The organism is Moheibacter stercoris (assembly GCF_040545805.1).
Lineage (GTDB): Bacteria > Bacteroidota > Bacteroidia > Flavobacteriales > Weeksellaceae > Moheibacter > Moheibacter stercoris.
In genome coordinates this window covers 419,917-446,672 of record NZ_JBEPMO010000001.1, presented here as the reverse complement: position 1 = coordinate 446,672, position 26,756 = coordinate 419,917, and the positions used below count along the sequence as shown (strand labels likewise).

General features: G+C 36.5%; 20 protein-coding genes and 2 tRNA genes. 11 read left to right on the top strand and 11 right to left on the bottom strand.

Annotation, left to right across the window (positions count from 1 at the left end; translation table 11 throughout):
- Positions 1-162: 162 nt before the first annotated feature.
- Positions 163-1,443: a nucleotide sugar dehydrogenase gene (locus ABID46_RS01905; protein ID WP_354506379.1), complete on the bottom strand. Its 1,281-nt coding sequence runs from the start codon at positions 1,441-1,443 to the stop codon at positions 163-165.
- A 460-nt stretch (positions 1,444-1,903) separates the two neighbouring features.
- Positions 1,904-1,976: transfer RNA gene (locus ABID46_RS01900), tRNA-Phe, on the bottom strand.
- 191 nt (positions 1,977-2,167) lie between these two features.
- Between ABID46_RS01900 and bamG the strand changes: the two genes are divergently transcribed.
- The 6 genes from bamG (at position 2,168) to ABID46_RS01870 (ending at position 9,114) form a co-directional block, all read left to right on the top strand.
- Entirely contained in the window at positions 2,168-3,436 is a 1,269-nt protein-coding gene (bamG, locus tag ABID46_RS01895) for a BamG family beta-barrel-assembly machinery protein (protein ID WP_354506376.1), read from the top strand.
- Positions 3,437-3,446: 10 nt separating this feature from the next.
- Positions 3,447-4,028, top strand: coding sequence for an LPS export ABC transporter periplasmic protein LptC (lptC, locus tag ABID46_RS01890; RefSeq protein WP_354506373.1), 582 nt, complete (start codon positions 3,447-3,449; stop codon positions 4,026-4,028).
- Between the two features lie 122 nt (positions 4,029-4,150).
- The gene (locus ABID46_RS01885; RefSeq protein ID WP_354506370.1) at positions 4,151-6,343 is read left to right on the top strand and encodes a peptidylprolyl isomerase; all 2,193 of its coding nucleotides are present in this window, start codon (positions 4,151-4,153) and stop codon (positions 6,341-6,343) included.
- A 368-nt stretch (positions 6,344-6,711) separates the two neighbouring features.
- Positions 6,712-6,785: transfer RNA gene (locus tag ABID46_RS01880), tRNA-Asp, on the top strand.
- 134 nt (positions 6,786-6,919) lie between these two features.
- On the top strand, positions 6,920-8,401 hold the full coding sequence (locus ABID46_RS01875) for a DUF5687 family protein (protein ID WP_354506367.1): 1,482 nt from the start codon (positions 6,920-6,922) through the stop codon (positions 8,399-8,401).
- 17 nt (positions 8,402-8,418) lie between these two features.
- Positions 8,419-9,114 (top strand): ABC transporter ATP-binding protein, encoded by a 696-nt coding sequence (locus tag ABID46_RS01870; protein WP_354506364.1) that lies wholly within the window; start codon positions 8,419-8,421, stop codon positions 9,112-9,114.
- 74 nt (positions 9,115-9,188) lie between these two features.
- On the opposite strand, the gene ABID46_RS01865 is transcribed toward ABID46_RS01870, so the two are convergent.
- The 5 genes from ABID46_RS01865 to ABID46_RS01845 form a co-directional block, all read right to left on the bottom strand.
- Complete coding sequence (locus ABID46_RS01865) at positions 9,189-9,683, bottom strand: hypothetical protein (RefSeq protein WP_354506361.1); 495 nt, start codon at positions 9,681-9,683, stop codon at positions 9,189-9,191.
- Positions 9,684-9,699: 16 nt separating this feature from the next.
- Positions 9,700-11,679 (bottom strand): urocanate hydratase, encoded by a 1,980-nt coding sequence (hutU, locus tag ABID46_RS01860; RefSeq protein WP_354506358.1) that lies wholly within the window; start codon positions 11,677-11,679, stop codon positions 9,700-9,702.
- Between the two features lie 81 nt (positions 11,680-11,760).
- Positions 11,761-13,266, bottom strand: a complete 1,506-nt coding sequence (gene hutH, locus ABID46_RS01855; RefSeq protein WP_354506354.1) for a histidine ammonia-lyase — start codon at positions 13,264-13,266, stop codon at positions 11,761-11,763.
- A 77-nt stretch (positions 13,267-13,343) separates the two neighbouring features.
- A complete protein-coding gene (locus ABID46_RS01850) occupies positions 13,344-13,979 on the bottom strand; it encodes a response regulator (protein ID WP_354506351.1) in 636 nt (211 codons plus the stop codon).
- A gap of 3 nt (positions 13,980-13,982) precedes the next feature.
- Entirely contained in the window at positions 13,983-15,995 is a 2,013-nt protein-coding gene (locus ABID46_RS01845; protein WP_354506348.1) for an ATP-binding protein, read from the bottom strand.
- 363 nt (positions 15,996-16,358) lie between these two features.
- Here ABID46_RS01845 and folE point away from each other — a divergent pair, with 363 nt between their 5' ends.
- From folE to ABID46_RS01825, 4 genes are all read left to right on the top strand, one after another.
- Positions 16,359-17,036 carry a GTP cyclohydrolase I FolE gene (folE, locus tag ABID46_RS01840; RefSeq protein ID WP_354506345.1) on the top strand — a complete coding sequence of 226 codons (678 nt, stop codon included), beginning with the start codon at positions 16,359-16,361 and terminating at the stop codon, positions 17,034-17,036.
- Between the two features lie 37 nt (positions 17,037-17,073).
- A complete protein-coding gene (locus ABID46_RS01835) occupies positions 17,074-17,988 on the top strand; it encodes a hypothetical protein (RefSeq protein ID WP_354506342.1) in 915 nt (304 codons plus the stop codon).
- A 17-nt stretch (positions 17,989-18,005) separates the two neighbouring features.
- On the top strand, positions 18,006-19,484 hold the full coding sequence (cysS, locus tag ABID46_RS01830; RefSeq protein WP_354506339.1) for a cysteine--tRNA ligase: 1,479 nt from the start codon (positions 18,006-18,008) through the stop codon (positions 19,482-19,484).
- A 456-nt stretch (positions 19,485-19,940) separates the two neighbouring features.
- Positions 19,941-21,146: a helix-turn-helix transcriptional regulator gene (locus ABID46_RS01825; protein ID WP_354506336.1), complete on the top strand. Its 1,206-nt coding sequence runs from the start codon at positions 19,941-19,943 to the stop codon at positions 21,144-21,146.
- A 57-nt stretch (positions 21,147-21,203) separates the two neighbouring features.
- Here the strand turns inward: ABID46_RS01825 and ABID46_RS01820 are convergent, their stop codons facing one another.
- Positions 21,204-21,902, bottom strand: coding sequence for a porin family protein (locus ABID46_RS01820; RefSeq protein WP_354506333.1), 699 nt, complete (start codon positions 21,900-21,902; stop codon positions 21,204-21,206).
- Between the two features lie 363 nt (positions 21,903-22,265).
- Between ABID46_RS01820 and ABID46_RS01815 the strand changes: the two genes are divergently transcribed.
- Positions 22,266-23,477: a response regulator transcription factor gene (locus ABID46_RS01815; protein WP_354506330.1), complete on the top strand. Its 1,212-nt coding sequence runs from the start codon at positions 22,266-22,268 to the stop codon at positions 23,475-23,477.
- A gap of 75 nt (positions 23,478-23,552) precedes the next feature.
- Here ABID46_RS01815 and ABID46_RS01810 read toward each other — a convergent pair whose 3' ends face one another.
- The 3 genes from ABID46_RS01810 to ABID46_RS01800 form a co-directional block, all read right to left on the bottom strand.
- Positions 23,553-24,911, bottom strand: a complete 1,359-nt coding sequence (locus tag ABID46_RS01810) for a glycine-rich domain-containing protein (protein ID WP_354506327.1) — start codon at positions 24,909-24,911, stop codon at positions 23,553-23,555.
- 36 nt (positions 24,912-24,947) lie between these two features.
- Positions 24,948-25,244 carry a hypothetical protein gene (locus tag ABID46_RS01805; RefSeq protein ID WP_354506324.1) on the bottom strand — a complete coding sequence of 99 codons (297 nt, stop codon included), beginning with the start codon at positions 25,242-25,244 and terminating at the stop codon, positions 24,948-24,950.
- A gap of 77 nt (positions 25,245-25,321) precedes the next feature.
- Positions 25,322-26,734: an APC family permease gene (locus tag ABID46_RS01800; protein ID WP_354506321.1), complete on the bottom strand. Its 1,413-nt coding sequence runs from the start codon at positions 26,732-26,734 to the stop codon at positions 25,322-25,324.
- Positions 26,735-26,756 lie beyond the last annotated feature (22 nt).

Here is a 26,756-nt window from a genome sequence, read left to right as displayed (position 1 = left end):
GAAACGATACTTAATTTAAAAGCTAAAGTATAATCTCGTTGCGTCCGTTTGTTCCTTTCGGAATTTAATTCTTTCATAATAAGTCGATTTTGTGTCAACTTATTTTAGGACGGGACAATGAGAAAAAAAAGGGGGATTCAATTGAATCTCCTTTTTTTTTATTTATAATCTTGCTTCTATTTCGGTTTGATTGAGAACTCCTTTCACATCATAAATGATGGATTTTTCTTTTCTCAAATTATTCAGATTCAAATCTGTAAATTCTTGGTGAGAGACACCCAAAACGATGGCGTCAAATTTTTGAGTTGGAATTTGGTCGGTACTCTGAATTCCATATTCGTGTTCAACCTCTTTAGGACTTGCCCAAGGATCATAGGTCGTAACTTTGATGCTGTATTCCTCCAAAGCTTCAATGACATCGACAATTTTGGTATTTCGTACGTCAGGACAATTTTCCTTAAACGTAACTCCCAACATCAAGATTTCCGATCCATTAACTTTGATACCTTTTTTGATCAAACATTTCACCACTTGAGAGGCAACATATTCGCCCATGGAATCATTCAATCGTCTACCCGCCAAAATAATTTCGGGATGGTAGCCATGTTCTTGTGCTTTTTGAGCCAAATAATAAGGATCTACACCGATGCAATGTCCGCCTACCAAACCTGGTTTGAATGGCAAAAAGTTCCATTTGGTTCCAGCAGCTTCCAAAACCGCATGCGTATCAATGTCCATCAAATTGAAAATCTTCGCCAATTCGTTCACAAAAGCAATGTTGATATCACGTTGTGAATTTTCAATTACTTTGGCTGCTTCTGCCACTTTGATGGTAGGCGCTAAATGCGTTCCCGCCGTAATTACGGATGCATACAAGTCATTGACTTTTTTCCCAACTTCTGGCGTAGAACCCGAGGTTACTTTCAATATTTTTTCAACCGTATGTTCTTTATCGCCTGGATTGATACGTTCTGGAGAATATCCAGCAAAGAAATCTTCGTTGAATTTCAAGCCAGAAACCTTTTCCACAATGGGAATACAATCTTCTTCGGTAGCTCCCGGATAAACCGTGGACTCATAAATGACAATGTCACCTTTTGACAAAACTTTCCCAACCGTTTCACTCGCTTTGTACAAAGGAGTTAAATCGGGACGATTGTTTTTATCAACGGGCGTAGGAACCGTCACGATATAATAATTGCAATCTTTTAATTCATCCAATTGATCGGTGATGTACAATCCATTTTCTTGAGTAGAAGTTTCAACCAAAACGGACTTCAGCAATTCTTCTTCCACCTCAAGCGTGGAATCAATTCCTTTTTTCAATTCGGCAATTCGATGGGAATTGATGTCAAAACCGACAGTTGGATATTTGGTTGCAAAGAGTCTTGCCAAAGGCAATCCTACATATCCCAACCCAATAATCGCAATTTTCACGTGCATATAAATTGATTTTCGAAGTCGCAAAATTACATTAATTTCTCGATTCGTCTATTTTTCAGCTTCTAAGAAAATGTGAAATCTTGGAGATTCTTCGCCTTAGGAAATTAAATTTCAGGAATGATAAATTGTTTCCAATGTATTCGGCTTAAATCTAAATAGAAAAACAATAAAAACCACTCCGAAGTCTTTGGACAACATCGAGGGTTTCGTAGGTGTTGCCTACAGCCCCGTCCCGAGGTTTCGGGAGTAGGGGGAATCAGGGATAGAAGATTTTCAACTACAAAATAAAGGAAACAAAAAACCCTCTCCCGAAGTTTCGGGAGAACATCGAGGGTTTCCTAGGTGGTGCCTACAGCCACGTCCCGAGGTTTCGGAAATCGGGGGAATCAGAAACTGAATATTTTCAACTAAAAAATAAAGGAAACAAAAAACCCTCGATGAATATCGAGGGTTTCGTAGGTGGTGCCTCCAGGAATCGAACCAGGGACACAAGGATTTTCAGTCCTTTGCTCTACCAACTGAGCTAAGGCACCTACTCATTTGGGATTGCAAATATAGGGCAATTTTGAATATTCCAAAATTTTTTTTCGAAAATCTTGAAAATTTCTTTCTACCAGCCGAACTTAACAAACTTTAATAGTTCATTAACAGCCAATTCTACCTAGCAACTTTGCAGTTTGCAATCATTTCATCATATTTGCAACTTGAAAATATTACTATACGCATGAAATTAAACAGCGTTTTGGCCATGATAGGCTTTTTGGGATTGAGTGTACAAGTTTCAGCACAATCTGTTTCTACTTCTCCTTATACTTCGTATGGAATTGGGGAAGTCTTATTTGATAACAACATAGAACAAGCAGGGATGGGTGGTCTTTCGACTCTTTCAACCAACCCGTATAATTCAAGTGCTAATTTTTACAATCCAGCTGCCAATGCTCAGCTTAATATGACTTCTTTTGATTTTGGAGTAAATACAAGATTAAGCCAATTCAAAGATGAAGTGAATACTTCGAAAAAAAGCGCAACGTATATTTCCAATATTTCCCTAGCTTTTCCAGTTGGAAGCAAAGCAAGAGCGGGATTTGGATTTCAACCTTATTCAACAATTGGATACGATTTACAAACGGTTAGTTATAACGATGAAGTAAACTTTGCAAACACATATGAAGGTAGTGGGGGAATCAATTCCCTTCATGTAATGGGATCTTATAACATTACTCCTGAATTTTCTGCTGGTGTTCGCATGAATTATTTATTTGGGGAGATGGAACGCAAACAAACCATTACCACAGAAGGATTGTCTTTATTGACCGATTATAACTACGAAGCCAAATTAAGCGGATTTCAATTTACCTTAGGAACGAGTTATTCCAAAAAAATTGGAACCAATCGTCGCTTTGAAGCAGGTGCTACCTATACATTGGGAACCAATGTCAATGCGAAGATTCAAGATATGACCACGACTTATACGTTTGTGGACAACTTCCCAAATCATATTGACACCATTCATTACAAAAAAGTCTATGGCGACATGAAATTGCCTCAAATGGTTTCGTTTGGAGCTTCTTATCGCAAAGAATTAAATTGGATGATTGGCGCCCAAGTAGATTGGGGAGATTGGGGTGGATATTCTTTGACAGAAGACGAAAACTCTGATTTGGATACTCGTTTCCGAGTTTCGGCAGGTGGATACTGGATTCCAAACTTCAATAGTTACAAAAGTTACTTTGATCGCGTTACCTATCGTTTAGGAGGTTTCTATGAAGCAACTCCTTTGCAATTTGGTGACATTGGAATTAAAAAATATGGGATGACCTTTGGATTTGGATTCCCTATTGGAAAAGATCGTGATGCGTCCATGTTGAACATCGCTTGCGAATTGGGTCAACTAGGAAAAGCTGATTCTCAAATCATCAAAGAAAATTTCGCCAACATCAAAGTCGGATTTACTTTAAACGACATTTGGTTCAGAAAACGTGTAATTGACTAAGATTTAATCAATGGCGAATCGCTTTATGACTTCTTCTTTTCGAATTCGCAAAAGGTATTGGCCATTGATTGCTTTCGTTTTCTTATGGACTTGTACGAAAACGGAAGATGTCGATTTATCAAAAAGGAAACAAGATTTTCCAAGTCGTACCCTTACCAATGCCCATGTGATTTTCAAGGATTCAGGATTCATCAAAATTGATTTGCGATCACCATTGATCGAGGAATTCGCGATGATTGACTCCCCTTATACCCTATTTAAAAAAGGATTGGAGATGAATTTCTTCAATAAAACCATCGATTCGCCTGGTTATTTAAGAGCCGATTGGGCGATGATGAACGAAATGAGAGGATGGTATGAGGGCCGAGGAAATGTTGTGGTAATCAGCGAGAAAGGCGATACATTAAAAACCGAAAAACTGTTTTGGAACAAAACCAAACGTTTAGTATTTACCCAAGATACTGTTTTCATCATATCAAAATCAGGAGATTCACTTCAAGCGAATAACGGACTGGAAGCCAAGGACGACCTGACGGAATATACCCTATTCAACAACCAAGGAATTAAATTAGTAAAAGACGAAAATTTATAAGATTTCTCTTTGAAAATCATTTTAAAAGCTTCATTTTCAAAATTTATAGGCTTCAGATTTTCAAATTGATATAATTATTGTAATTTCGCCAACCATAAATTTTTATTTAAAGACACAAGATAATGGCAATTTTAGGAGCAATTCGCAAACAAACCTGGCTTTTGATCGTAGTGATCGGTGTAGCCATGGTGGCATTTTTGGCAGGAGATTTATTCAGTGAGAATTCCGTATTGAAACGCGTATTTACAGGCGATCCAAATGAGGTTGGAAATGTAAACGGCGAGTCGATATCGATCGCAGAATTTATCAATGCACAAAATGCAATGGGAAATAACCAGGGCATGTCTCAAAACCAAATTTCACAACAAGTTTGGAATTCATTAGTTTCACAAAAACTTATTCAATCACATGCTGAAAAAGCTGGATTGGAAGTGAGCGAAGATGAAATTTGGAATTTCATGGCTAGACAATATGGAATGGCTGATGCCCAAGAATTAAAAACCCAAATTGGTCAATTAAAAGGTCAAGCAGAACAAGGTGTTCAAGGTGCAGGTCAAGCTTACCAAAATTTCATGATGACGTTTGAAAACATGAAGCCAAACATCTTGAGTCAAAAATATATGGATTTGATCTCTATGGGTGTCGCTACAACTAAGAAAGAAGCGGAATTCCAACAAGTGAGCAATATCCAAAATTCTACTATTGAATATGCATTTATGTCTTACGATGATTTGAAGAAAAAATTCAACATCACTGTAACAGATGATGAAATCAATGCGTATGTGAAAAGATTTCCAAAATTTTATGAAAGCGAAGCAACTGTTGATTTGAGTTATGTATATTTCCCAGCTCAAGCTTCTGCAGAAGACGAAGCTGCCGCGTTGAATGACATCAAAAAATATTTAACCAATACGGTTTCTCATGACGCAGTGAACAATGTAACGGACACAATTCCATCTTTTGCTTCGGCTACCAATGACTCTATCTACGTATCGAAATACTCAGATGGTCCATTCATGAGTCAGTATATCACGAAAAAAGACATCGAACAATTTGGTTCACAATTGCCACAAGACTATGCAGAATTCTTGAGAAACGCATCAGTTGGTCAAATTGGAGGTCCTTTCAAAGTTGGAAACTCTTACCAATTGGTAAAAGTTTCAAAATCAAAAGAAATTGCTGACTCTATCAATTCAAGTCATATCTTGATTTCGTATAAAGGAACAGAAGTTGCCGCTAACAATCCTGCTATTACGAGAACTCGTGCAGAAGCTCAAGCAATGGCAGACAGTATCGCAGCTAAAGCAAATGCTGGAAACTTTGTTTCATTGGTGAATCAATATTCAGAAGATTTAGGATCCAAAGTTAAAAATGGTAACATTGGTTGGACCTACAAAGCTTCTCAAGGAATTGCTCAAGAATATTTGCAATTCTTGAATACGCATAAAGTTGGAGAAATCGGTGTAACGGAATCAAAATTTGGTTTCCATATCATCAAAATCGATGGAGTGAAAAACCAAACGGGATATCAGTTTGCCAACATCATCAAAGAAATCAAGGCTTCTCAAGGAACCTCTGACAAAAACTTCAAAGATGCTCGTACGTTTGCACAAGACGTTCAAGGAAAATCTTTGAATGAATTTGCGAATTTGGCGCAACAAAAAGGATTTAACTATAACACGGCAGACAACATGACTCGATACAGCATGCAGCCGATTGTAGATCCTTCTACTGGATTTGGAAATGACAAAGACAATGACATCTTAAAATGGGCATTTGCGAAGGATACAAAACCAGGAAGCTCTTTCTTATTTACAACGGAAAAAGAAGATCAAATCATCGTGTATTTGACTTCTAAATCAGAAAAAGGATTGGCTTCTGCTAAATCTGTAAGAGAAGAAGTTGAACCTATCATCATCAAAGAAAAATTAGCGGCAGAAATCAACAAACAATTGGGAACACCTTCTGTTGACGGATTTGTATCGAAATATGGAGCAACCAAAGGAACAGGATCCATTACGTTTGGAGCTGCTGCCTTAATGGATAAAGGCTCAGAGCCAAAAGTAGCAGGTGCTGCATTTGGATTGAAACCAGGCGCTACGTCAAAAGCTATTGCTGGAAATGCTGGAATTTATGTCGTAAAAGTAAATGCGATCTCTGAAGCTCCAAAAGTTGAAGACGCAACCTTCTTGGTTGACCAATTAACCAATACGGCAAAACAAACCTTGAACCAACAATTCTTACATTCCTTGATGATGTCTGCAGACATTGAAGACACAAGAAGTGAGAAATTAGATCGTCAATTTGTACAATAATTAGAACAAATTATCGAAAGGAAAATCCGGAGCTGAAAAGTTTCGGATTTTTTTTTGTACTAAATTTTCCATTGAATTTCCAACAGTACCTACATCTATACTTGCAAAATTTTAGTTGGAATTTGTATTAAACCCACTATCTTTTATCAAATCGTTGAAAAATTTCCTGAATTGAGGCTAGGAATTTGATGCGAAAAATTAAAATTCAAATAGAGATCCAAAGAATGCTCAAAAAAATTAAATAAAATTGATTTTTAAACAACCTTGACTCACAGCGGGTTTCAAATTAATTTGCAATTTTTTAAAAATTTTTTGCTCAATAATTTGCATGGAATGATTTTCGACGTATATTTGCAAACCAAATCACTGATCCGGTAGTTCAGTTGGTTAGAATACCTGCCTGTCACGCAGGTGGTCGCGGGTTCGAGTCCCGTCCGGATCGCAAAAAGCACTTCAGAATTGAGGTGCTTTTTTTGTTTATGTTAAATGGATCTTTTCAAGGCAATCAATTTAAAAGTTGAAACATCTGTAACTCTTCCCATTTTTTTGCTACTACTAAAGAAACGTTTCAATCCTATGTTTTTAAAATTACTTTCACTGGAATGGAAATCTTTTTTCCGATCGGCAACTTTAGGGAAGGAAATCGCCTTGAAAATTTTCGTGGGTCTTTTTGCCATTTACGGTATTTTTAGTCTTTTGTTTTTAGGAATTGGATTGCATTTTCTGATCAAGGAATTGATGCCAACAGCGGAACCTTTGCAAGTGGTTAATCAATATGTGTTGATTTGGTTTGTGATGGAATTGATGGTGCGCTATATGATGCAAAAAATTCCGATCCTCAACATCAAACCATTTCTGATTCAAAATATCAAGCGAAGCACTTTGGTGAATTTCATCTTGACCAAAAGCATATTCTCTTTCTTCAACCTGATGACGCCTATTTTCATCGTTCCATTTGCAATGGTCAGTCTATTTCAATCGGAATTTCAATGGTTTCAAATTTTGGGTTGGACAGTAGCGATTTTATCATTGGTTTTGATTGCTAACTTTCTGAACATTTACATCGAAAAGAAAATTTTGGACAGCAAAAAACTCTTCATTCTTTTCTTCGGATCAGTAGCAATCTTGTACGGATTGGAATATTTCGAGGTGTTTTCATCCACAAAATTCGTCGGAAATCTATTTGATCAATTGCTTCTACAACCTTTCTGGGCCTTGATTCCTTTGGCTTTGGTTTTCCTTTTGTTTAAATTGAATCAGAAAAATTTAATCGAAAACTTCTATTTAGATGCCTATTTAAAAACAGAATCCCAAAGTTTTGACGATACCGATTTGTCTTGGACCAACCGATTTGGAAAAGTGGCTCCTTTTATGCAATTGGACATGAAACTGATTTGGCGAAACAAACGTCCAAAAACCGTCGTGTATATGACCTTGTTTTTCGCGGCTTATGGATTGTTTTTCTATACCCAAGATATGTACGATTTCTCGCCGATGTGGGTATTTGCCGGACTATTTATGACGGGAATTTTTATGATCAATTTCGGACAATTCATTCCGGCTTGGGATTCGAGTTATTATTCGATGATGATGAGCCAAAACATCCCGATGAAATTGTACCTGCACTCCAAAATTTCCTTGATGAATTTTTCGATTGTAGTGATGACACTTTTGACTTTACCGTACGGATTTTTCGATCCGAACATCATATTGCTCAACATCGCTTGTGCGATTTACAATTTAGGGGTCAATGTTCCGGTGATTCTTTTTGCGGGTTCGTTCAATAAAAAACGAATTGATTTAGACAAAAGCCAATTTTCCAATTACCAAGGAACCGGCATTATGCAATGGATAATCATTCTTCCGTTGATTGGTGTTCCGGTACTGATTTGGACCATCTTCAACTACGCAGGAAACTTTTACCTTGCAACAGCTATAATCGCGATTTTAGGCGTTATTGGCTTTAGTTTGAGGAATTGGCTGATGCAATTTATCATCGCGGCTTACAAGTCACGCAAACACGCCGCACTTAACGGATTTAAACAACAAAATGCTTAATTTAAAATTGAATTGAAATGATTGAAATCAAACATATATCCAAAGCTTACAACAACGTTCAAGTTTTAAATTTGGGCGAAATCACCATCAACAAAGGCGAAAGCATCGGTCTTGTTGGAAACAACGGAGCCGGAAAAACCACTTTGTTTAGTTTGATGTTGGATTTGATTGAACCTACCACTGGCGAAATTCTTTTGAACGGAATCAAAGTCCACGAAAGCGAAGATTGGAAAAAGTTTACGTCAGCTTTTATTGATGAAAGTTTTTTAATCGGTTATTTAACACCAGAGGAATATTTCTATTTCATCGGCGAATTACGCGGACAAAACAAAGCGAGCGTCGATGCGTTTTTGCAACAATATGCCGATTTTTTCAACGATGAAATCCTTGGCAAACGTAAGTATTTACGCGATTTGTCCAAAGGAAATCAAAAGAAAGTCGGAATCATTGCCGCTTTGATCGGCGATCCTGAAATCATCATTTTGGATGAGCCTTTTGCGAATTTAGATCCTACGACTCAAATCCGTTTGAAAAACCTCATCAAGGATTTGACTTTGAACAAAGAGAAAACGATTTTGGTTTCCAGTCACGATTTGAACCATACCGTAGAAGTTTCCGATCGAATTATTGCCCTCAACAAAGGCGAATTGGTGAAAGACATCCAAACATCTGAAGAAACTCTCAAAGAATTGGAGAAATTCTTTGCGGTTTAAAATAGAATAATAAAAAATAAAAAAGCCAATCCGATAAAGATTGGCTTTTATGATTTATTATGATTTGTTCCTTCTTAAAACTGATAAGCCAATCCAAATCCATCACCATTAACCTTTAATTTCAATTCGGAAACTGCAGTTTCAGAAGTTCCGTTTTCGATATCCACTGCTTTTTTGATGTTTTTGGAATACCCCATCCATAAAGGAATGCTGGAAAGTAGTAATCCAGTTCCAAATCCTACGCTGGTAAATCCCAAAATATATCCATAGACATTACCATCTTTGGATTTTGAATAAATAGTTACACCAACTCCTAATCCTAAAATTACTGAACCCGAATAGGTTAAAACTGACGCTATATTTTTATTTGTCCTTGCCCTTTCAACTCGGTAAATCGCCTCCTCATTACTAAAAACCTCTTTATATTGATTTAAATTAAAACCTTCACCGTCTTTGATAAAAAAGTTTTTTCTCTTATCTCCTAACTCAATTTTTCCAGATGGAGCTTCCGCTACTTGGGCAAAAGCCAAGAAAGGAATAAACATTAAAACAAATGCAAGTTTTTTCATATTTAGTTAATTAGATTTACAACAAATTTTCATCGACCAAATTCGGCAAAGTAACTTTCAACAAAGGTTCCTCTTCCATCGCACGTTTGATGGCGAAAATTGCTTCTTCATTTCTAGCCCAAGAGCGACGCGCAATTCCATTGTTTACGTCCCAATGCAACATCGATTTTAGTCGTTGTTCGGCATCTGAACTTCCGTCCAACAACATACCGAATCCGCCGTTGATGACTTCGCCCCAACCTACTCCACCTCCATTGTGAATCGAAACCCAAGTTGCGCCACGGAAACTATCGCCAATCACGTTGTGAATCGCCATATCGGCTGTAAATTTTGAACCATCGTAAATATTGGAAGTCTCACGGAATGGAGAATCCGTTCCGGAAACATCGTGGTGATCACGACCTAATACAACCGGACCAATTTTTCCACGCGCAATCGCATCGTTAAAGGCTTTCGCGATTTTGATTCGGCCTTCAGCATCCGCATACAAAATTCGAGCTTGCGAACCTACCACCAATTTATTTTCTTGCGCACCCTTGATCCAAGTAATATTGTCTTGCATTTGCTGTTGAATTTCGGCAGGTGAATTTTGCATAATTTCTTCTAAAACTTGGCAAGCGATTTCGTCGGTTTTTTGTAAATCTTCTGGTTTTCCAGAAGTACAAACCCAACGGAAAGGCCCGAAACCATAGTCGAAACACATCGGCCCCATAATGTCTTGTACATAACTTGGATATTTGAAATCGATGCCGTTTTCTGCCATCACATCGGCTCCCGCGCGCGATGCTTCTAACAAAAAGGCATTTCCATAATCGAAGAAATAGGTTCCTTTTGCGGTGTGTTTATTGACAGCTGCAGCATGTCTTCTTAACGATTCTTGTACTTTTTCTTTGAATAATTCTGGATTGTTTGCCATCATTTCGTTGGCTTCTTCAAAGGTCAATCCCACCGGATAATAACCACCCGCCCAAGGATTATGCAAAGAAGTTTGATCCGAACCTAAATCGATGTAAACATTTTCCTCATCAAATTTCTCCCAAACTTCGACCACATTTCCATCATAAGCAATCGAAACCACTTCGTTATTTTCTTTGGCTTTGCGAACTCGGGCAACCAATTCATCCAAATCGGAAATCACTTCGTCCACCCAACCCTGTTCGTGGCGTTTCCAAGTCGCTGCAGGATTGACTTCCGCCGTTACCGAAACAACTCCTGCAATATTTCCCGCTTTAGGCTGCGCTCCCGACATTCCACCTAAACCTGCGGTGACAAATAATTTTCCGGCAGTTCCTTTGGAATCAATTTTTCGGCAACCGTTCAGAACTGTTATTGTCGTTCCATGAACGATTCCTTGCGGACCGATGTACATATAACTTCCGGCCGTCATTTGTCCGTATTGGGAAACGCCCAAAGCATTCATTTTCTCCCAATCGTCGGGTTGGGAATAATTCGGAATCACCATACCGTTTGTCACAACAACTCTCGGTGCGTTTTTATGCGAAGGAAATAATCCCATCGGATGACCCGAATACATCACCAAAGTTTGTTCATCGGTCATTTCCGACAAATATTTCATCGTCAACAGGTATTGTGCCCAGTTCTGGAACACAGCACCATTTCCACCATAGGTAATTAATTCTTCAGGATGTTGCGCGACTGCATGATCCAAATTGTTTTGAATCATCAATTGAATCGCTTTGGCTTGTTGGGATTTACCCGGATATTCCTCGATTGGACGTGCATAGATTTTGTAATCGGGCATCAATCGGTACATATAAATGCGACCGTAATTTTCCAATTCTTCTTTGAATTCGGGTATTAATTCAGCGTGATGCTTCGGTTCGAAATAGCGTAAAGCATTTTTCAATGCCAATTTCTTTTCCTCATTGGTCAAAATTTCTTTTCGCTTCGGCGCATGACTAACGTTTGGATCTCTGTATTTTTTAGCAGGAAGACTCGCCGGAATTCCTTGTTGTATTTGTTGTTGGAATGTCATTTTTAAATAGATTTTAGATTTGAGACATTAGATTTCAGATTAAAATTCGTCCGATAATCTCCTTGACAAGGCTTTTGAGTTTTATATTTTCGAAATTATTTCTTTCAACCTCTCACCCTGAATCAATTCAATAATTGCATTGATATCTTTTCCGATCAATCGATCATCTTCTAATTTCGGACAAACTTCACGAACGGCTGTAAAAACTTCTTCCAAAACTGGACTTGTTTTCAATGGTCGTCTGAATTCCAATCCTTGACAAGCATACATCAATTCGATGGCTAAAATTCGTTCCAAATTAGTCAATACTTGGTTGAATTTTCGTCCGGAAATGCTTCCCATTGAAACGTGATCTTCCTGCCCTAAAGAAGTCGGAACCGAATCTGCCGAAGCCGGAAAACAAAGGGTTTTGTTCTCGGTCACCAAAGCGGCTGATGTATATTGTGGAATCATAAACCCGGAATTCAAGCCGGAACTTGCGGTCAATAATTTCGGTAAACCGTGTTTTCCTTCGAGCAATAAATATTGTCTTCTGTCTGAAATATTTCCCAATTCCGCTGCTGCAACGGTTGCATAATCCAAAACCATCGCGAGCGGTTGACCGTGGAAATTTCCTCCGCTGATCGCGGTTTTTTCGTCTAGAACAATCGGATTATCGGTCACGGAATTCAATTCGATTTCGGCCATATCGCGCAAATGCATCCAAGCGTTTCGCGAAGCACCGTGCACTTGTGGCATACAACGAAGCGAATAGGGATCTTGCACTCTTGGGAAATCGTTGTTGTCAATGATTTCGGAACCTTCTAAGATTTTACGAATTCTGGCTGCGACCAATTTGGTTCCTTCATACGGACGAACTTCGTGTAATTCGGCCATAAAAGGAGATTTCAATCCCGAATAAGCTTCCAAACTCATCGAACCAATCACATCGGCCAAATCCAATAAATACTTCATTTTGTCCAATCCGAATAATGCGTGCGCCAAGATGAATTGGGTTCCGTTGATCAATCCTAATCCTTCTTTGGCTTGCAATTCAATCGGTTCCAATCCAAATTGATTCAAGACTTCACGAGTTGGTTTGATTTCGTCTTTGAACCAAACTTCACCTTCGCCCAACAAGGGTAAAAATAAATGCGAAAGCGGCGCCAAATCGCCCGAAGCTCCTACAGAACCTTGTTCGGGAACAACTGGAATGACATCGTTTTCCAAGAACCATAAAATTCGTTCAAAAGTCGGAATGGAAATTCCTGAGAAACCTTTTGCCAAAGCGTGCAATTTAGAAATCAACATCAGTTTGGAAATTTCTTTCTTGATGGGATTTCCCACACCCACAGCGTGACTGATCAATAAGTTTTCCTGAAGTTTTCGGGTATCTTCTTTGGAAATTTTGGTATCACACAAAGGCCCAAATCCGGTACTGACACCGTAAACTGTCGCACCCGAATCGACAATGGCTTGAACATTTTGCGCCGATTTGGCTAATTTTTCTTTGGAAACTTCGTTATGAGTTGCTTTCAATTCGCCTTTTGCAATGGCAATCGCATCGGAAATTGACCAATGATCTATTCCGTAAACTGTATGATTCATTTTTGTCTGTCTTGTATTAAAACCCAAATATACAAATTTGGAACAGAGACAACGCTAGTTTAGAATCGGACTGAAAATTAGATTTTTGCTTGATTGCTTTGCAATTGAGCGGCAAATTTCAACAAAGCATTTCGTTCAGATTTTAATCCTAATTTTCGGATGATAGAAGCGCGGTGTGTTTCAATCGTCTTTTCAGACAAAAACAATAATTCAGCAATTTCCTTGGTTGTTTTCTGTTGTGTAATCAGCTCAAAAACCTTTTTCTCAGAAAAACTCAATTGATTCATCGCTTCGTCTTTCTGAAAATTCACATCTTTTTCTAAATCGTTTTTGATGCGCTGACTTATGTATTTGTCATGAGTTTTTAGATGGGTAATGCATTGCCTCAATTCTTCTAAAGCATATTCTTTCAACAAATACGCATTGATGTTGAGTTCTTCTGCTTTCTTAAAAATACTCAATTCTTTGTGAGAAGTTAGCAGTATAATTTTGGTTTCCAATTGATGCAATCGAATTTTCTCTGAAAGCTCCAGTCCACTGATTTCGGGCATGGAGATATCGAGTATCACAACATCGGGCTTCAATCGACTAATGGCGTTCCATGCCGATTGTCCATTTTTACAAGTTTCCAATACGACATAGCCCATACTTTCTACCAAAACTTGCGTTCCTAGTAAGGAAAGTGGATGGTCGTCTGCGATTATAAAATGCATATTTTATTCCTTAGGTATCGTAATTTTAACAATCGTTCCATTTTTATCAGATTGGAAACTCACATTTCCATTGATGTATTTCGCTCGCTCTTTGATATTTAAAAGGCCAAAACAATTTCCTTTCTCGAGCATCTTCTCGACATCGAATCCTTTCCCATTGTCCTTAATTTCCACCAAAATGGCTTGATCTGTTTCTTGAATAGTAATTTTTCCCGCTACTGCATCGGCATGTTTCAAAATGTTGGTAATGGCTTCTTGAATGATTCGGTATAATTGCAATTCTTTGTCATTACTAATGCCACCATTGTAATCAATTTCTGAGCTTATAAAGAAATCATGTTGGATTTGAACTCTTTCGACAAGTTGTTCAATACTTAATTCAAATCCGATTTTATCAAATAAGGTTGGACTAATGTTTCTACTAATATTGCGAACTTCTTCTAAAATAGAATCGATTTTCATTTTGATGGACAAATCCTTTTCATCAATACTATGACGAAGATTGACCAATTCATTGCTGACACTATCGTGGAGGTCAGACGCGATTCGTTTGCGTTCACTTTCTGTTTTATGAAGCAATTGAGATGCAAAGTTTTCGGTGAGATTCTTTTCTTTTAAAATGCTTTTGTTCTTTAGCCAAAAAAGGATAACAACGAAAGAAAATAGAATGACAATTGCACCTAAAATCAACCAATAGATGATTTTATTTTTCTGTTCAATTTTCTGTTCCTGTTGTAAAATGGTTTTTTCTTTGAGTTCGGTTTGGTATTTTGTTTCCAATTCGAACAATTGATGTTCTACTCGTTTTGCTGCTTGATTGAAGGCATCTGAAATCAGGTATTCGCTGTAAATATTCGCCTTTTCATAATTTCCTTCTTTTTTATTGTAGAAATATAGCGGAACTGCCAATTGCACCAAATATTGACTATTTTCTTCGCCACCTTCAAACAATGCGTTGAAATAGGCTTCTACCTCTTCTGGATTCTCCAAAGGTTTACCAAATTTGTTGGCAAATGAAACATTGGTAAAAAAGGTGCGCATTTGCAAATCTGGAATTCCTGTTCGTTCCGTTATTTCCTTTGCCTGATTTAAATAATACGCAGCACTATCTTCCTGTTTCAATCCCATAAATTTCATGGACAGAAATAAGTTTAAAATAGCGGAATGGTATTCTGTAATATCCTTGTATGATTTGGCAAATTGGTTCATTTGATCAATTTGCGCAATCGCTTTGATGGTATCGTACTTTTCGAGATGATAATGAACATAGAAAATATGTCCTGTTAACGCATAAAAATCACTCTTCTCTTGTTCAAAAATATCAATGGCTTCTTCTAAAATTGATTCAGCCTTGTCATATGCTTTGTTTCGCACATACATGCTATGCATCATTAAACTAACCTTGGCTTTATTTTCTCTATCACCAATTTTTTCGAAAATTTCCAAAGCAGCAATTAAATGTTTTTCTGCCTGGTCCAAACTTCTTTGTTCAAAATAGTTTTGCCCCATCAATAAATGAGACAATCCGATGGCTTGATGATGAGTATTGGATTCAATATGCTTAGAAAAAGAATTTTCAAACCATTTGTTACTTTCTTGAATCTGACGTGCATTTTTATACTGAGCACCAATGTAATGGCTTAAGGTACTATTTGCTTCACCCGATATTTTGTCTCGATGTTTTTCTAGAAACTCAATTGCTTCAGCCACATAAGCAGTGTCAATATTTTGTGTTTGCTTGGCAGCAATTCCATACGCTATTAAATAAGCTGCGGCATTTTCAAAATTCTTATCAGATAAACTTTTGTTGAAGAGTTGCTCAAATTTTTCTTGATAGCTTTCATCCTTGAAATTAGCAAAATCACGGATCCAATTGTATTGATTGATGGATTCGAATTTACTCTCCAGAGAAGTAGTTTTTACATCAGACTCTCCATTTTGAGTTTTTTCTTGACAAGAAAATAACCAAAATAGAGAGATGACTAATGGATAAAATACTTTGCAATGCCTCATCATTACTGTTAATTATATAAATTTATTTGGGCAAAAGTATCAATTAATTTTCATGGGTTGTTTGAGAGTTTTGTAATCAAATTTTAGTAGATAGAGGATCCCATTTTTACATTTCGACTTTTACGTATAGCACCAAATAATTCAATAGATTTCTCATGATTTATTTTGAGAGAGGTAAACTATAAATTAGACTGCAAAGATGAGCTTGAGAAGTAGCGAATGTTTAGGGGTTAACCCTGATTTTTAAAATTTCCGTTAAAAATCTACTCCTGAATTACTAAAATCCAACCGAAAAATGGAGATTCCTGAATTTAACTTCCTATTCTAATTCTGATTCGGTAAATTTGCCGTTTAAACTGATAGAGAATGTCACAAAATGAATTTCATGATGAAATGGGTGATAGCCATTTTTCATCACATCACGATACACCTATGAAAGCAAATGCTTTCGAATTAAGTCCAGAAGAGAAAATTGCTTTGATTGAAGCTGATTTTGCAAAAATCATGGATGTTCTTGGATTGGATTTAACAGATGATAGCTTGAAAGGAACGCCAAAACGTGTTGCCAAAATGTTTGTGCAAGAATTGTTTGGTGGACTTCTTCCAGAGCGCAAACCCAAAATGTCTACGTTTGACAACAAATACAAATACAACCAAATGTTGGTGGAAAAAGACATCACGGTTTATTCAACTTGTGAACACCATTTCTTACCAATTGTTGGAAAAGCTCATATTGGATATATCTCCAATGGAAAAGTAATTGGTCTTTCCAAAATGAACAGAATCGTCGATTATTTTGCTAAAAGACCTCAAGTTCAAGAGCGTTTAACCATGCAAATCGTGAAAGCAATGCAAGATGCTTTGGGAACTGAAGATGTGGCATGTGTGATCGATGCGAAACATTTGTGTGTGAATTCACGTGGAATTCGCGATATCGATAGTTCAACCGTAACGGCAGAATTGGGAGGAGTTTTCAAAACAGACCCAACCACGCGTCGTGAGTTTTTGCACTACATTGGTGTAAGAACGAAGTTTAATGTGTAAAATTTTGCGTCTTTTACGATACATTGGAATATTTTTAATGGGTTCAGTCTTTTGTTTTTCGCAAACAGACTCTACCCAAATTCCATTTGTAGCGTATTGGTCTGTAGGTGATAATTATGATTATTTCGTCACAAAAATTCGTAAATCTTGGAATGGTGATGAACTAGAGAATAAAGATTCAACTACCTATTTTTCTACATTTTCTGTTATTGATTCAACCGAAAATTCCTATCGAATCAAATGGATCAATAAATCGAATTTGGGAATAATTCCTCCAGAATTTGCGGATTTATTAAACAATAATGCAACCACAATAGAATATATATATAGGACCAATGAACTAGGAGAATTTGAGGAATTAGAAAATTGGCAAGAACTCTCTGATTTTTTGATTTCTTATACAAATGAATTAATAGTTTCAGCCCTAAAAAATAATTCGCAGACTTCAAAAGATCAACTCCAAAAAGCTTTGCAGCCTTTTTTGTCTATTTATAAAACAAGAGAAGGAATTGAATCAATTGTTTTGAAAGAATTAACCTATTTTCATTTTCCATTTGGCGCTTTATTGAATTCAAATGAAGTCCATGAATATGAAGATCAAATACCCAATATATTGGGAGAAGGCACTATGCGCGGTGATTCTAAAATTTATTTTGATCACGTAGATTTAGAGAATGGATTTTGTTCTTTTACCTATGAAATGAAAATAAATGAAGAAGATGCTTTAGAAATGTTATTTGACTTACTGACCAAAATGGGGGTAAATGATGATAAGAACCTGAAAGAACTGAAGAATGCCAAATATCTTATTGAAGACCATCATTATTTTGAATTTTTTTACGATCCAGGGGTTCCTTATTTTATTGAAGCCAAACGAAATATTGACATTTCCACCCAAGAAGTAAAAAAGAAAAGAGAAGAAATTGTTCGAATTGAATTAATTTTAGACTAAATATTAAGAATTTGAAAATGATAAAAGAACATAACCTAAAAGTACAAAACACCTTAAGTGGCGAGAAAGAAGCCTTTGCTCCGATTCATCCTGAAAAAGTAGGAATGTATGTTTGCGGGCCAACTGTTTACAGCAATGTCCATTTGGGAAATGTGCGCACGTTTATGTCTTTTGATATGATTTATCGCTATTTATTGCATTTGGGCTACAATGTTCGTTACGTTCGAAACATCACAGATGCAGGGCATTTAACCGATGATGGAAATGTTGAAAACGACCGCTTTGTGAAACAATCCAAATTGGAGAAATTGGAACCTATGGAAATCGTTCAAAAATATACCGTCGATTTCCACAAGGTTTTGGATACCTTTAATTTTTTACCTCCAACGATTGAACCAACCGCAACAGGTCATATTTTGGAACAAATCGAATTGACTCAAAAATTAATCGATTTGGGATTGGCGTATGAAATCAATGGATCGGTTTATTTTGACGTAGAAGCTTACAATCAAAAAGGCTTGAATTATGGCGAATTGAGCCGTCGAAATATTGAAGAATTGATTAACAACACTCGTGATCTTGATGGCCAAGGCGAAAAAAGAAATCCAGTGGATTTTGCATTGTGGAAAAATGCCTCACCTGCACATATCATGCGTTGGGGTTCTCCTTGGGGCGATGGATTCCCAGGATGGCACCTAGAATGTACCGTAATGAGCACCAAATATTTAGGTGATTATTTTGATATTCATGGTGGTGGAATGGATTTGAAATTCCCTCATCACGAATGCGAAATTGCGCAAGCCAAAGCTGCCAATAATCAACAACCTGTAAAATATTGGATGCACGCCAATATGTTGACCATGAACGGACAACGCATGAGTAAATCAACTGGAAACTATATTTTACCAATGCAATTGGTCAATGGCGACAACGATTTCTTTGAAAAACCTTTTCATCCGAGCGTGGTACGATTCTGTTTTCTTCAAGCGCATTATAGAAGTGTTTTGGATATTTCCAATGATGCCATGATCGCAAGTGAAAAAGGTTTCAACCGTTTGATGGATGGATTGAAAGCTTTGAATTCATTGGAAGCTTCGACAGAATCTAGTTTTGATGTGCAAGAATGGCTAAAGCAAGCCTATGCCGCGATGGATGACGATTTCAATACACCGATTTTGATCTCGCATTTATTTGAAGCAATTCGTGTCATCAATGGAGCAAAAGCAGGTTCAGAAAAGTTAACAGCTGAGGATATTTCCACTTTACAGAATGCGCTTCAAGCATTTGTTTTTGATGTTTTGGGATTGAAATCAGAAGAAGAATCTCAAGGAAACTCAGAAAAGCTAGATGCAGCGATTCAACTATTGATTAAAATGAGAAATCAGGCAAGAGCCGATAAAAATTGGGCATTGTCCGATCAAATTCGTGATGAATTATTGGCTGCTGGCATCCAATTAAAAGATGGAAAAGATGGCACCGATTATAGTTTGAATTAACGATCAAAATAAACATACAAAAAGAAAAACCCCGAGAATTACTCGGGGTTTGTTTGTTGATGCCCCTAACATCAAACAAATTTTGTCAACTTTTTAGGATCCATTTAGTTGACTCTTAAATACTCCAACATATGCCCTAACCAAATGCTAAGAATAATTTTTTATACAATTTAAAGTTTTGATTTTTAATGGAAGTTGACATAAGTAGAAAGAATGTCAAAATTTGATTAAAGAAGATAATTTCTAATTTTATTTTCAACGCATTAGGATTTAACTTCTTAGCTTAATCGCTTATCGGCAAAGTATAAATTTCACTTAAATTCATTTACAAAATTCCACATTTAAACGTTAATAATGTTATTTTTGAAGGATAGTTGGCGGGTAGTTATTACCTACCTATTCGGGTAGCAGCCCGTAAATCTCTACTTAATAAATAAATAAAATGAACGAAAACGCATGAGGGGAAGTTTATTATTCATCATCCTAACTTTACTTTCCAACCTTATTTTTTGCCAAACCATTTCTACTGAAAATCTCCAAAAAGAGATTTTAAAACTAAACAATGAACAGAAATATGATCAATCCATCATTGAGTTGGACAAAATCATCAATTCTGACGATTCCCAACCTATTGACATTTACAATGCCTATCTACAAAAGGCTCTAACTTACAAACGTATTTTCAATTATGCCGAGGTTTTAGAAAACTTAAACCTTGCGAAAATTTGGGCCAACCAATCTCCAATTAAAGAAAAAGCAAACAGTAGAATCAAAGTAGAAGAATTATTCATTCATTTTGATATGCTTAAGTTCAACGATGTTGAGGAAGTATTAAGTAGCATCACTCCGCAGGATATAGCCAATTTAGATCCCGAAACCCATGCTTTTTACATTGGGTTGCTGGCCGTAATGAATATGCGTCAAAACAAATTTAAAGAAGCAGAGAAACAGCTCAATGAGAGTATTGCTATATTACAACAACATAGCCCCAAAGATTTACCCAATATTTATCGGAAAAAAATCTCCTTATATGGAAGTTTGAACAACGAAGAAAAGGCTTTGGAGGCGTATAATTTAGGAGTTGAATATGCCGAAAAATACAATACAGGAGTTTACAAGATTGGGATTCATGATGCCATGAGCAAATACTACATGGAGAAAGAAGATTACAAACAAGCCATGCATTACCATCTAATTGCTGTGGAAGAGTTTAACCGATACAACATTTCCTCTGCCAACAACAAATTAAAAGTACTGGAGCGCGATTTATTGTCGGAACGAAAAGATATGGAAATCAAATACGAAAAGAGAATCCGAATCGCGATGATTGCATTGGTTGTTATCTTATCTGCCTTTCTTATTGTTTTGTTTAAATTATTTCGTTTAAATCGAGTAAAACGATCCATTTCGGAATCTGAAAATAAACGCATGCGTGAGGAGTTGGAAAAAATTTCCAAAAGCATCCATGAAAAAGGTGAAACGAAAAATTTAATCAACAATCAAAATTTCACCGAACGTCAATTACAAATCATAGAATTGGTCAAACAAGGAAAAACCAACAAAGAAATTGGTTCTCAATTATTCATTTCTGAAAACACCGTTAAATACCATTTGAAAATCATTTATCAAACATTAGGTATTGAAAACCGATATGATTTATAAAGTAAAAACCCCTCAAATTTGAGGGGCTTTTAAATTGGTATATACTCAGGTTGAGAGTTAAAATCCAAAATTATACCCAATACCAATTGAAATAAAACTTGTTCTTACTTCTTCTTGTAATTTTGCTCCAGAAGCTGTGTTGACAATGTCAACAACTTGACCTGTAAATGAGCCATCATATTTAGCAGAGATAACGAAATTATTAAAGTAAGCTTGTAAACCAGCTTGGTATCCAAACGTCAATTTAGATGAAATTCCTTCCATGCTCAATGAACCATCCATAGCTCCTGTTCCTGCTTCTACTAAATCAGATTCTGAATTATCAGAGAAAATATAAGCCAAAGTCGGACCTGCGATAATCGCAAAGGTGTCAGAGATTTGATAACCTCCTAAAATTGGCAAATCCAAACGACCATTTCCTAAATGAGTATAATACAATTCTGGGTTAACAAAAAGATCAGAATCGTCAAAATTAAAACGTGCAGAAACACCCACGTTAAAACCATGATTGCTTAAATTTTTTGCATTTTCTAAATCACCCAAAGAGGTAGTGTTGATTAAACCATTGGCTCTAATCCCCCAAACAACATCACCGTCCATGATTCTGTCAACTGCACCATCTGTAACATCGCTCAATGCATTTCCAGTCATCTCCTGACTTTCGGCAACAGCCATGTTTTTTACTTCGTTTAATAATTGTGCTTTAACACCCATACAAGCCATTGCTAGAACTAAACCTAACGTAATTTTTTTCATTCGTAAAATTTTTTTGATTAATACTAATTTTACTGTTTAACTCTCACCCTAAACAGCGGTGCTAAAATCAAATTTTGCCAAATTCAAACCTAATCCAACCGGTATAGTTCTAGGTATAGTCGTGACTACCCAAAGAATAGTCATTTTACAAATCACTAGTTCTAAGTATATTAAAATTTAAAATAAAAGATTTAATCAGCTTTTTAATTATTTCATAATTCTTTATCCGATTAAACTTATAATATTTACTACCTTTAACGTTCTATTCTAAATAGAAAAACTACCCACTCGGTAGGGTAGAAAACCTCTCCTAAACCAATACGTAAATGAGAATCAAAACTTTTTATTTGAAAAGTGAGTGGAATGAGAATTGGCTATGTACTTCTTTTTTTGGGGTTGATGATATCAGGATTTGGTCAAAAACTAGATCCAGAAAAATTAAATAAAGAAATCTTTCAACTCAATAGTGAAAATAATTTTACGGAATCCATTCGTATTTTAGAGGACATCATCGGTAGTGATGAATATGGTAATTACGACAAATATCTCGCCTACCTCCAGAAATCCATTACTTATAAACGATTATTTAATTACCATCACGCATTAACGAACCTCAATCTTGCAAAGGAATATGGTCTTAAAAGTGATCGAAAAGAAGAGGTACAAGTCAGAATATTGGCAGAGCAAATTTTCCATGCATTTGATTTTTTAAAATTTGATGAAGTAGAAGCCTTGGTTGAAAATTTAGACCCCATTCAACTTCATTTGCTAGACAACCAGACGCATGCCTTTCTGATTACTGTATTTGCCATCTTGGAGCTCGAAAAAGGAAATTATCAATTGGCCTTGAAAAAATTAGATGAAGCAATTCCTCTTTTGAAAAAATCAAGCCCTGCCGATTTACCCAATATCTACCGAAAAAAAATAGAAATCTATACCAAAACCCAAGAAACAGAATTGGCCCAATTAGCATTTGATTCTGGCATGTACTACGCCAATCGCTACGAAATGATTGTGTATAAAATTGGTATGAATGAATCCATGAAAAATCATTTCACGGAACTAAAACAATATGAAAGAGCCTACCACCACTCTCGCATGGTGGACACTTTGAAATACAATTACAATTACCACCATAAATCGGGTCAATTAAGCCAATTAGAAAAAGAAATAGCAGCCAATCGACAAAATTCCAAATTGGAATCCAAACAATTTTTAACTTATACTTTGTATAGTATCATAGCCATCATTTTGATTATTACTTTGATTGTTTTCCGTCTTTTCTACATCAACAAAAAGAAAAAAGCTGAATTTCAATTGGAAAACGAACAGATGAGGAATCTTCTAGAATCACTTTCCAACGAACGAAACGAAAAAGGCGAAATGAAACTTGACCTGTCAAAATATGAGCTAACAGAAAGACAGTTGGAAATCATCAATTTGGTCAAACAAGGCAAAACCAACCGAGAAATTGGAGCTCAATTGTTCATTTCTGAAAATACAGTGAAATACCATCTCCGCACGATTTATTCTATTCTTGGAATTGAAAACCGATACGATCTTAAAATGGATTGATCACTTGGTAGATCATTTAGGAATTGGATCTTACAAGCAATTGCGTTATCGAAAAATAGGTTGGTTGAAGCCAAATCAACCTCCACATCCGCCGCAACCTCCACCACAAGATGAGCCGCAACCAGAAGAAGCGCAACCAGAAGTTCCGCATCCACCATTTGATTGATTTCTGTTATATCCCGTAATTGGTGCAAAACTCGCTGCCAAAACAGACGCTCCCAATAAATAATAACTCAACTTCCAATTTTCTGACCCAATCGTTTGAGGCAGTACAAAATTTTTGTAATAGCGTTTTATGGATCTCGAAAAGGCAAATTGAGAAAGAGTCGCAAGCACAACGATAAAACCAATTGAAAAAAGTAAAAGAAAAAAAACTAAATATCCAATCGGTTCATTATTATTTATTCCCAATTTCAATCGAATGAATCCAAAACTCAAAAACAAGGAATACAGGATAACATTTACAATGAAAATTCGATGATACCGTTGTGATTTGTGTACATATTTCACAAATGCTTCCATAGAGTTAGACAAATTCTGGAATATCTTTTTGGACGAAATTATTCGTTGGAATTTTTCAAATTCAATGATTTCATGATGATTGATTACTTCCAAAACTTGATTTTCCTTTGGGTCAGAACTTGAATTATTCTTCAGCAATTCTATTTTCTTATCCGAATTTATGCGAACCCAACCTTTTTCTACCAATTCATGTAAAATTCCCAAAATTGGCGTCTTGATGTTTCGGGTTTTTAAGTAAATTAATTCATCGGCCGATAAATAAAAAAAGAAGGAATCCTTTGAAAATCCTTTGATTAATTTCCTCATTTTAAACTGATTGTATAATTCCATCACGACAATCAACAAAACTCCCAAAATGAAAAATCCCCATAAAAAGCTTTGATCACTCATTAAACGAATGATAGGACTGGAGTATGAATACAAGGGAAAAAACAAGATGACAAACAAACTCAAAACCACCAAAAGTTTGGTTCGTAATTTCACCTTTGCCTTTTTCAAATTCAAACTATCGTACATCGAATGTTGGTTCCAAATATCAGAAGGTTGTTCCCCAAATTTTTTTTGATACAATTCACTAGTATGAGTTCTTGCTTGCCGAAATTTTTCAAATTCACCTTTTTGGTGTGTCGAAGGAATATGATGAATTTGTTTTCCCAATAACTGGCAAAATTCTTCATAGGATTTCGTAAAAACCAAATGCTCATGCCAGACTTTGTCGATGATTTCAGAAGGCGAAACCATTTGGTCTGAAACAGCCGCCAAATACATAAATTTCTTGTATTCGAGAATGGCTTTTTGGGTAAATTCTTCGGTCCAGAAGTTTTCGTGTGCCAATCGTACCGAAAAACTATATTCGCTCATAGGTTGATCGATCTCAAAAGCTTCAATTCTTTCCCACAATGCTTGGTTCATTGTTTCCTGTTTAAGTCCAACCGAAGATACTAATTTCTAACGAATTGAATTTCGATCAAACAACAAAGCCCTATTCTCTTTAAAAGCTGGTTTCATCACTCTTTCAAACCAAATATAAAAATCTTCTAACTCGAATTTTATCGAAATGAATTCAGCAAAATTTCGCCAATTTTCAAGTTCTTCGGAAAAGGAATAAATAAAGTTTTCAGTTGTCAATTCAAGAATTATATCATCTACGACTAGACGATCAATTTTATAGGTAGAAATGGTTTCAATTTCATCCCATAAAATGAATTTATCCTTGAAGTAAAAACCTTTCTCATCAAATTTCATTGCTCCTTTTTATTAAAGATTGTATCAACCTTGTCAAGGTTAATCATAATACTGAAAATAACCTTGATAATGTTTTTTTATGATTTAGATCGATTCATTATATAATAAATCGGGATTCCAAGAAGTATAATCAAAAGTCCAGGCCAAGTATAAGTTGTTTTGTACACCAATAATCCAATGCAAATTGTAGTAGCGGTCAAGATATACAAAGCAGGTAAAACCGGATAGCCAAAAGCTTTATAGGTTCGTTTTAAATCAGGACGTTTTTTGCGCAAAATGAAAATTCCAGCGATGGTTAAAATGTAAAATACCAATACCGCCATCACCACATAATCGAGTAAATCACCGTATTTTCCGCTTAAGCAAAGCGCCGAAGCCCAAATGCATTGAATCCATAATCCCCAAGAAGGAACTTCGAACTGATTCAATTCGCCTGCTTTTTTGAAAAACAAGCCGTCCTTTGCCATCGTATAATACACTCTCGCGCCCGACAAAATCAATCCATTGTTGCAGCCAAACGTTGAAATCATTATCATCACCGCAATAATCAGCGCTCCTTCGGACCCAAATATTTTCAAAGCCGAAGCAACGGCAACACGGTCATTTTGCGCTGAAGCAATTTCATTCATCGGCAAAGTCGCCACGTACATCAAATTCATCAGTACATAAGCAACCGTCACAATCAAAGTTCCAAAAAACAAACTCAAACCTATGTTTCGCGCCGGATTTTTCATTTCGCCCGCGATAAACGTCACATTGTTCCAAGCATCAGACGAAAACAAAGAACCTACCATCGCCGAAACGACTCCTGCAAAAACGGCCATTCCTGCTACGGTAACAAAAGCTTGCGGATCTTGGGTCCATCTTCCTGCTTGCCAAGCATTCGCCCAGTTCGCATTCCAAACATCGCCATCAAATGCAAAAATCAATCCTGCGACAATCAATCCTACTAGTGATAAGATCTTGATTATCGTCAAAAAAGTCTGGATGAATTTTCCGTTTTTCACACCTCGCGAATTCAACCAAGTCAAAAACACAATGGAGAGAATTCCTAAGATTTGCGCAGCCGAAACCTTAAGTTCTAGGATTTGAAACAATATATTTTCTTCTCCAAAAATCGGAAAAACATATGCTGTAAATTTCGCAAAGGCAACACCAACCGCCGCAATTGTGCCCGTTTGGATGATGGCAAAAAGTCCCCATCCGTAAAGGAAAGCCACCAATTTCCCATAGGCTTCACGCAAATACACATACTGTCCGCCTGCTTTGGGGAAAATTCCCGAAAGTTCGCCATAACTCAGAGCAGCTGTCAGCGTAATCAAACCCGTTAAAACCCAAACCAAAATCAACCAGCCTGCACTTCCTACATTTCGAGCAATGTCTGCACTCACGATGAAAATTCCGGAACCGATCATCGATCCGGCCACGAGCATTGTCCCGTCCAAAAGACCGAGCGCTCGTTTCATTTCTTGGGGTTGATTTTCTTCCATTTCAGAAATTTAAAATTTTAAA

Bases quoted from the DNA above. Each gene is read 5' to 3' on its own strand.
- ABID46_RS01905 (WP_354506379.1), bottom strand. From the start codon at position 1,443: ATGCACGTGAAAATTGCGATTATTGGGTTGGGATATGTAGGATTGCCT.
- bamG (WP_354506376.1), top strand. From the start codon at position 2,168: ATGAAATTAAACAGCGTTTTGGCCATGATAGGCTTTTTGGGATTGAGT.
- lptC (WP_354506373.1), top strand. From the start codon at position 3,447: ATGGCGAATCGCTTTATGACTTCTTCTTTTCGAATTCGCAAAAGGTAT.
- ABID46_RS01885 (WP_354506370.1), top strand. From the start codon at position 4,151: ATGGCAATTTTAGGAGCAATTCGCAAACAAACCTGGCTTTTGATCGTA.
- ABID46_RS01875 (WP_354506367.1), top strand. From the start codon at position 6,920: ATGTTTTTAAAATTACTTTCACTGGAATGGAAATCTTTTTTCCGATCG.
- ABID46_RS01870 (WP_354506364.1), top strand. From the start codon at position 8,419: ATGATTGAAATCAAACATATATCCAAAGCTTACAACAACGTTCAAGTT.
- ABID46_RS01865 (WP_354506361.1), bottom strand. From the start codon at position 9,683: ATGAAAAAACTTGCATTTGTTTTAATGTTTATTCCTTTCTTGGCTTTT.
- hutU (WP_354506358.1), bottom strand. From the start codon at position 11,679: ATGACATTCCAACAACAAATACAACAAGGAATTCCGGCGAGTCTTCCT.
- hutH (WP_354506354.1), bottom strand. From the start codon at position 13,266: ATGAATCATACAGTTTACGGAATAGATCATTGGTCAATTTCCGATGCG.
- ABID46_RS01850 (WP_354506351.1), bottom strand. From the start codon at position 13,979: ATGCATTTTATAATCGCAGACGACCATCCACTTTCCTTACTAGGAACG.
- ABID46_RS01845 (WP_354506348.1), bottom strand. From the start codon at position 15,995: ATGATGAGGCATTGCAAAGTATTTTATCCATTAGTCATCTCTCTATTT.
- folE (WP_354506345.1), top strand. From the start codon at position 16,359: ATGTCACAAAATGAATTTCATGATGAAATGGGTGATAGCCATTTTTCA.
- ABID46_RS01835 (WP_354506342.1), top strand. From the start codon at position 17,074: ATGGGTTCAGTCTTTTGTTTTTCGCAAACAGACTCTACCCAAATTCCA.
- cysS (WP_354506339.1), top strand. From the start codon at position 18,006: ATGATAAAAGAACATAACCTAAAAGTACAAAACACCTTAAGTGGCGAG.
- ABID46_RS01825 (WP_354506336.1), top strand. From the start codon at position 19,941: ATGAGGGGAAGTTTATTATTCATCATCCTAACTTTACTTTCCAACCTT.
- ABID46_RS01820 (WP_354506333.1), bottom strand. From the start codon at position 21,902: ATGAAAAAAATTACGTTAGGTTTAGTTCTAGCAATGGCTTGTATGGGT.
- ABID46_RS01815 (WP_354506330.1), top strand. From the start codon at position 22,266: ATGAGAATTGGCTATGTACTTCTTTTTTTGGGGTTGATGATATCAGGA.
- ABID46_RS01810 (WP_354506327.1), bottom strand. From the start codon at position 24,911: ATGAACCAAGCATTGTGGGAAAGAATTGAAGCTTTTGAGATCGATCAA.
- ABID46_RS01805 (WP_354506324.1), bottom strand. From the start codon at position 25,244: ATGAAATTTGATGAGAAAGGTTTTTACTTCAAGGATAAATTCATTTTA.
- ABID46_RS01800 (WP_354506321.1), bottom strand. From the start codon at position 26,734: ATGGAAGAAAATCAACCCCAAGAAATGAAACGAGCGCTCGGTCTTTTG.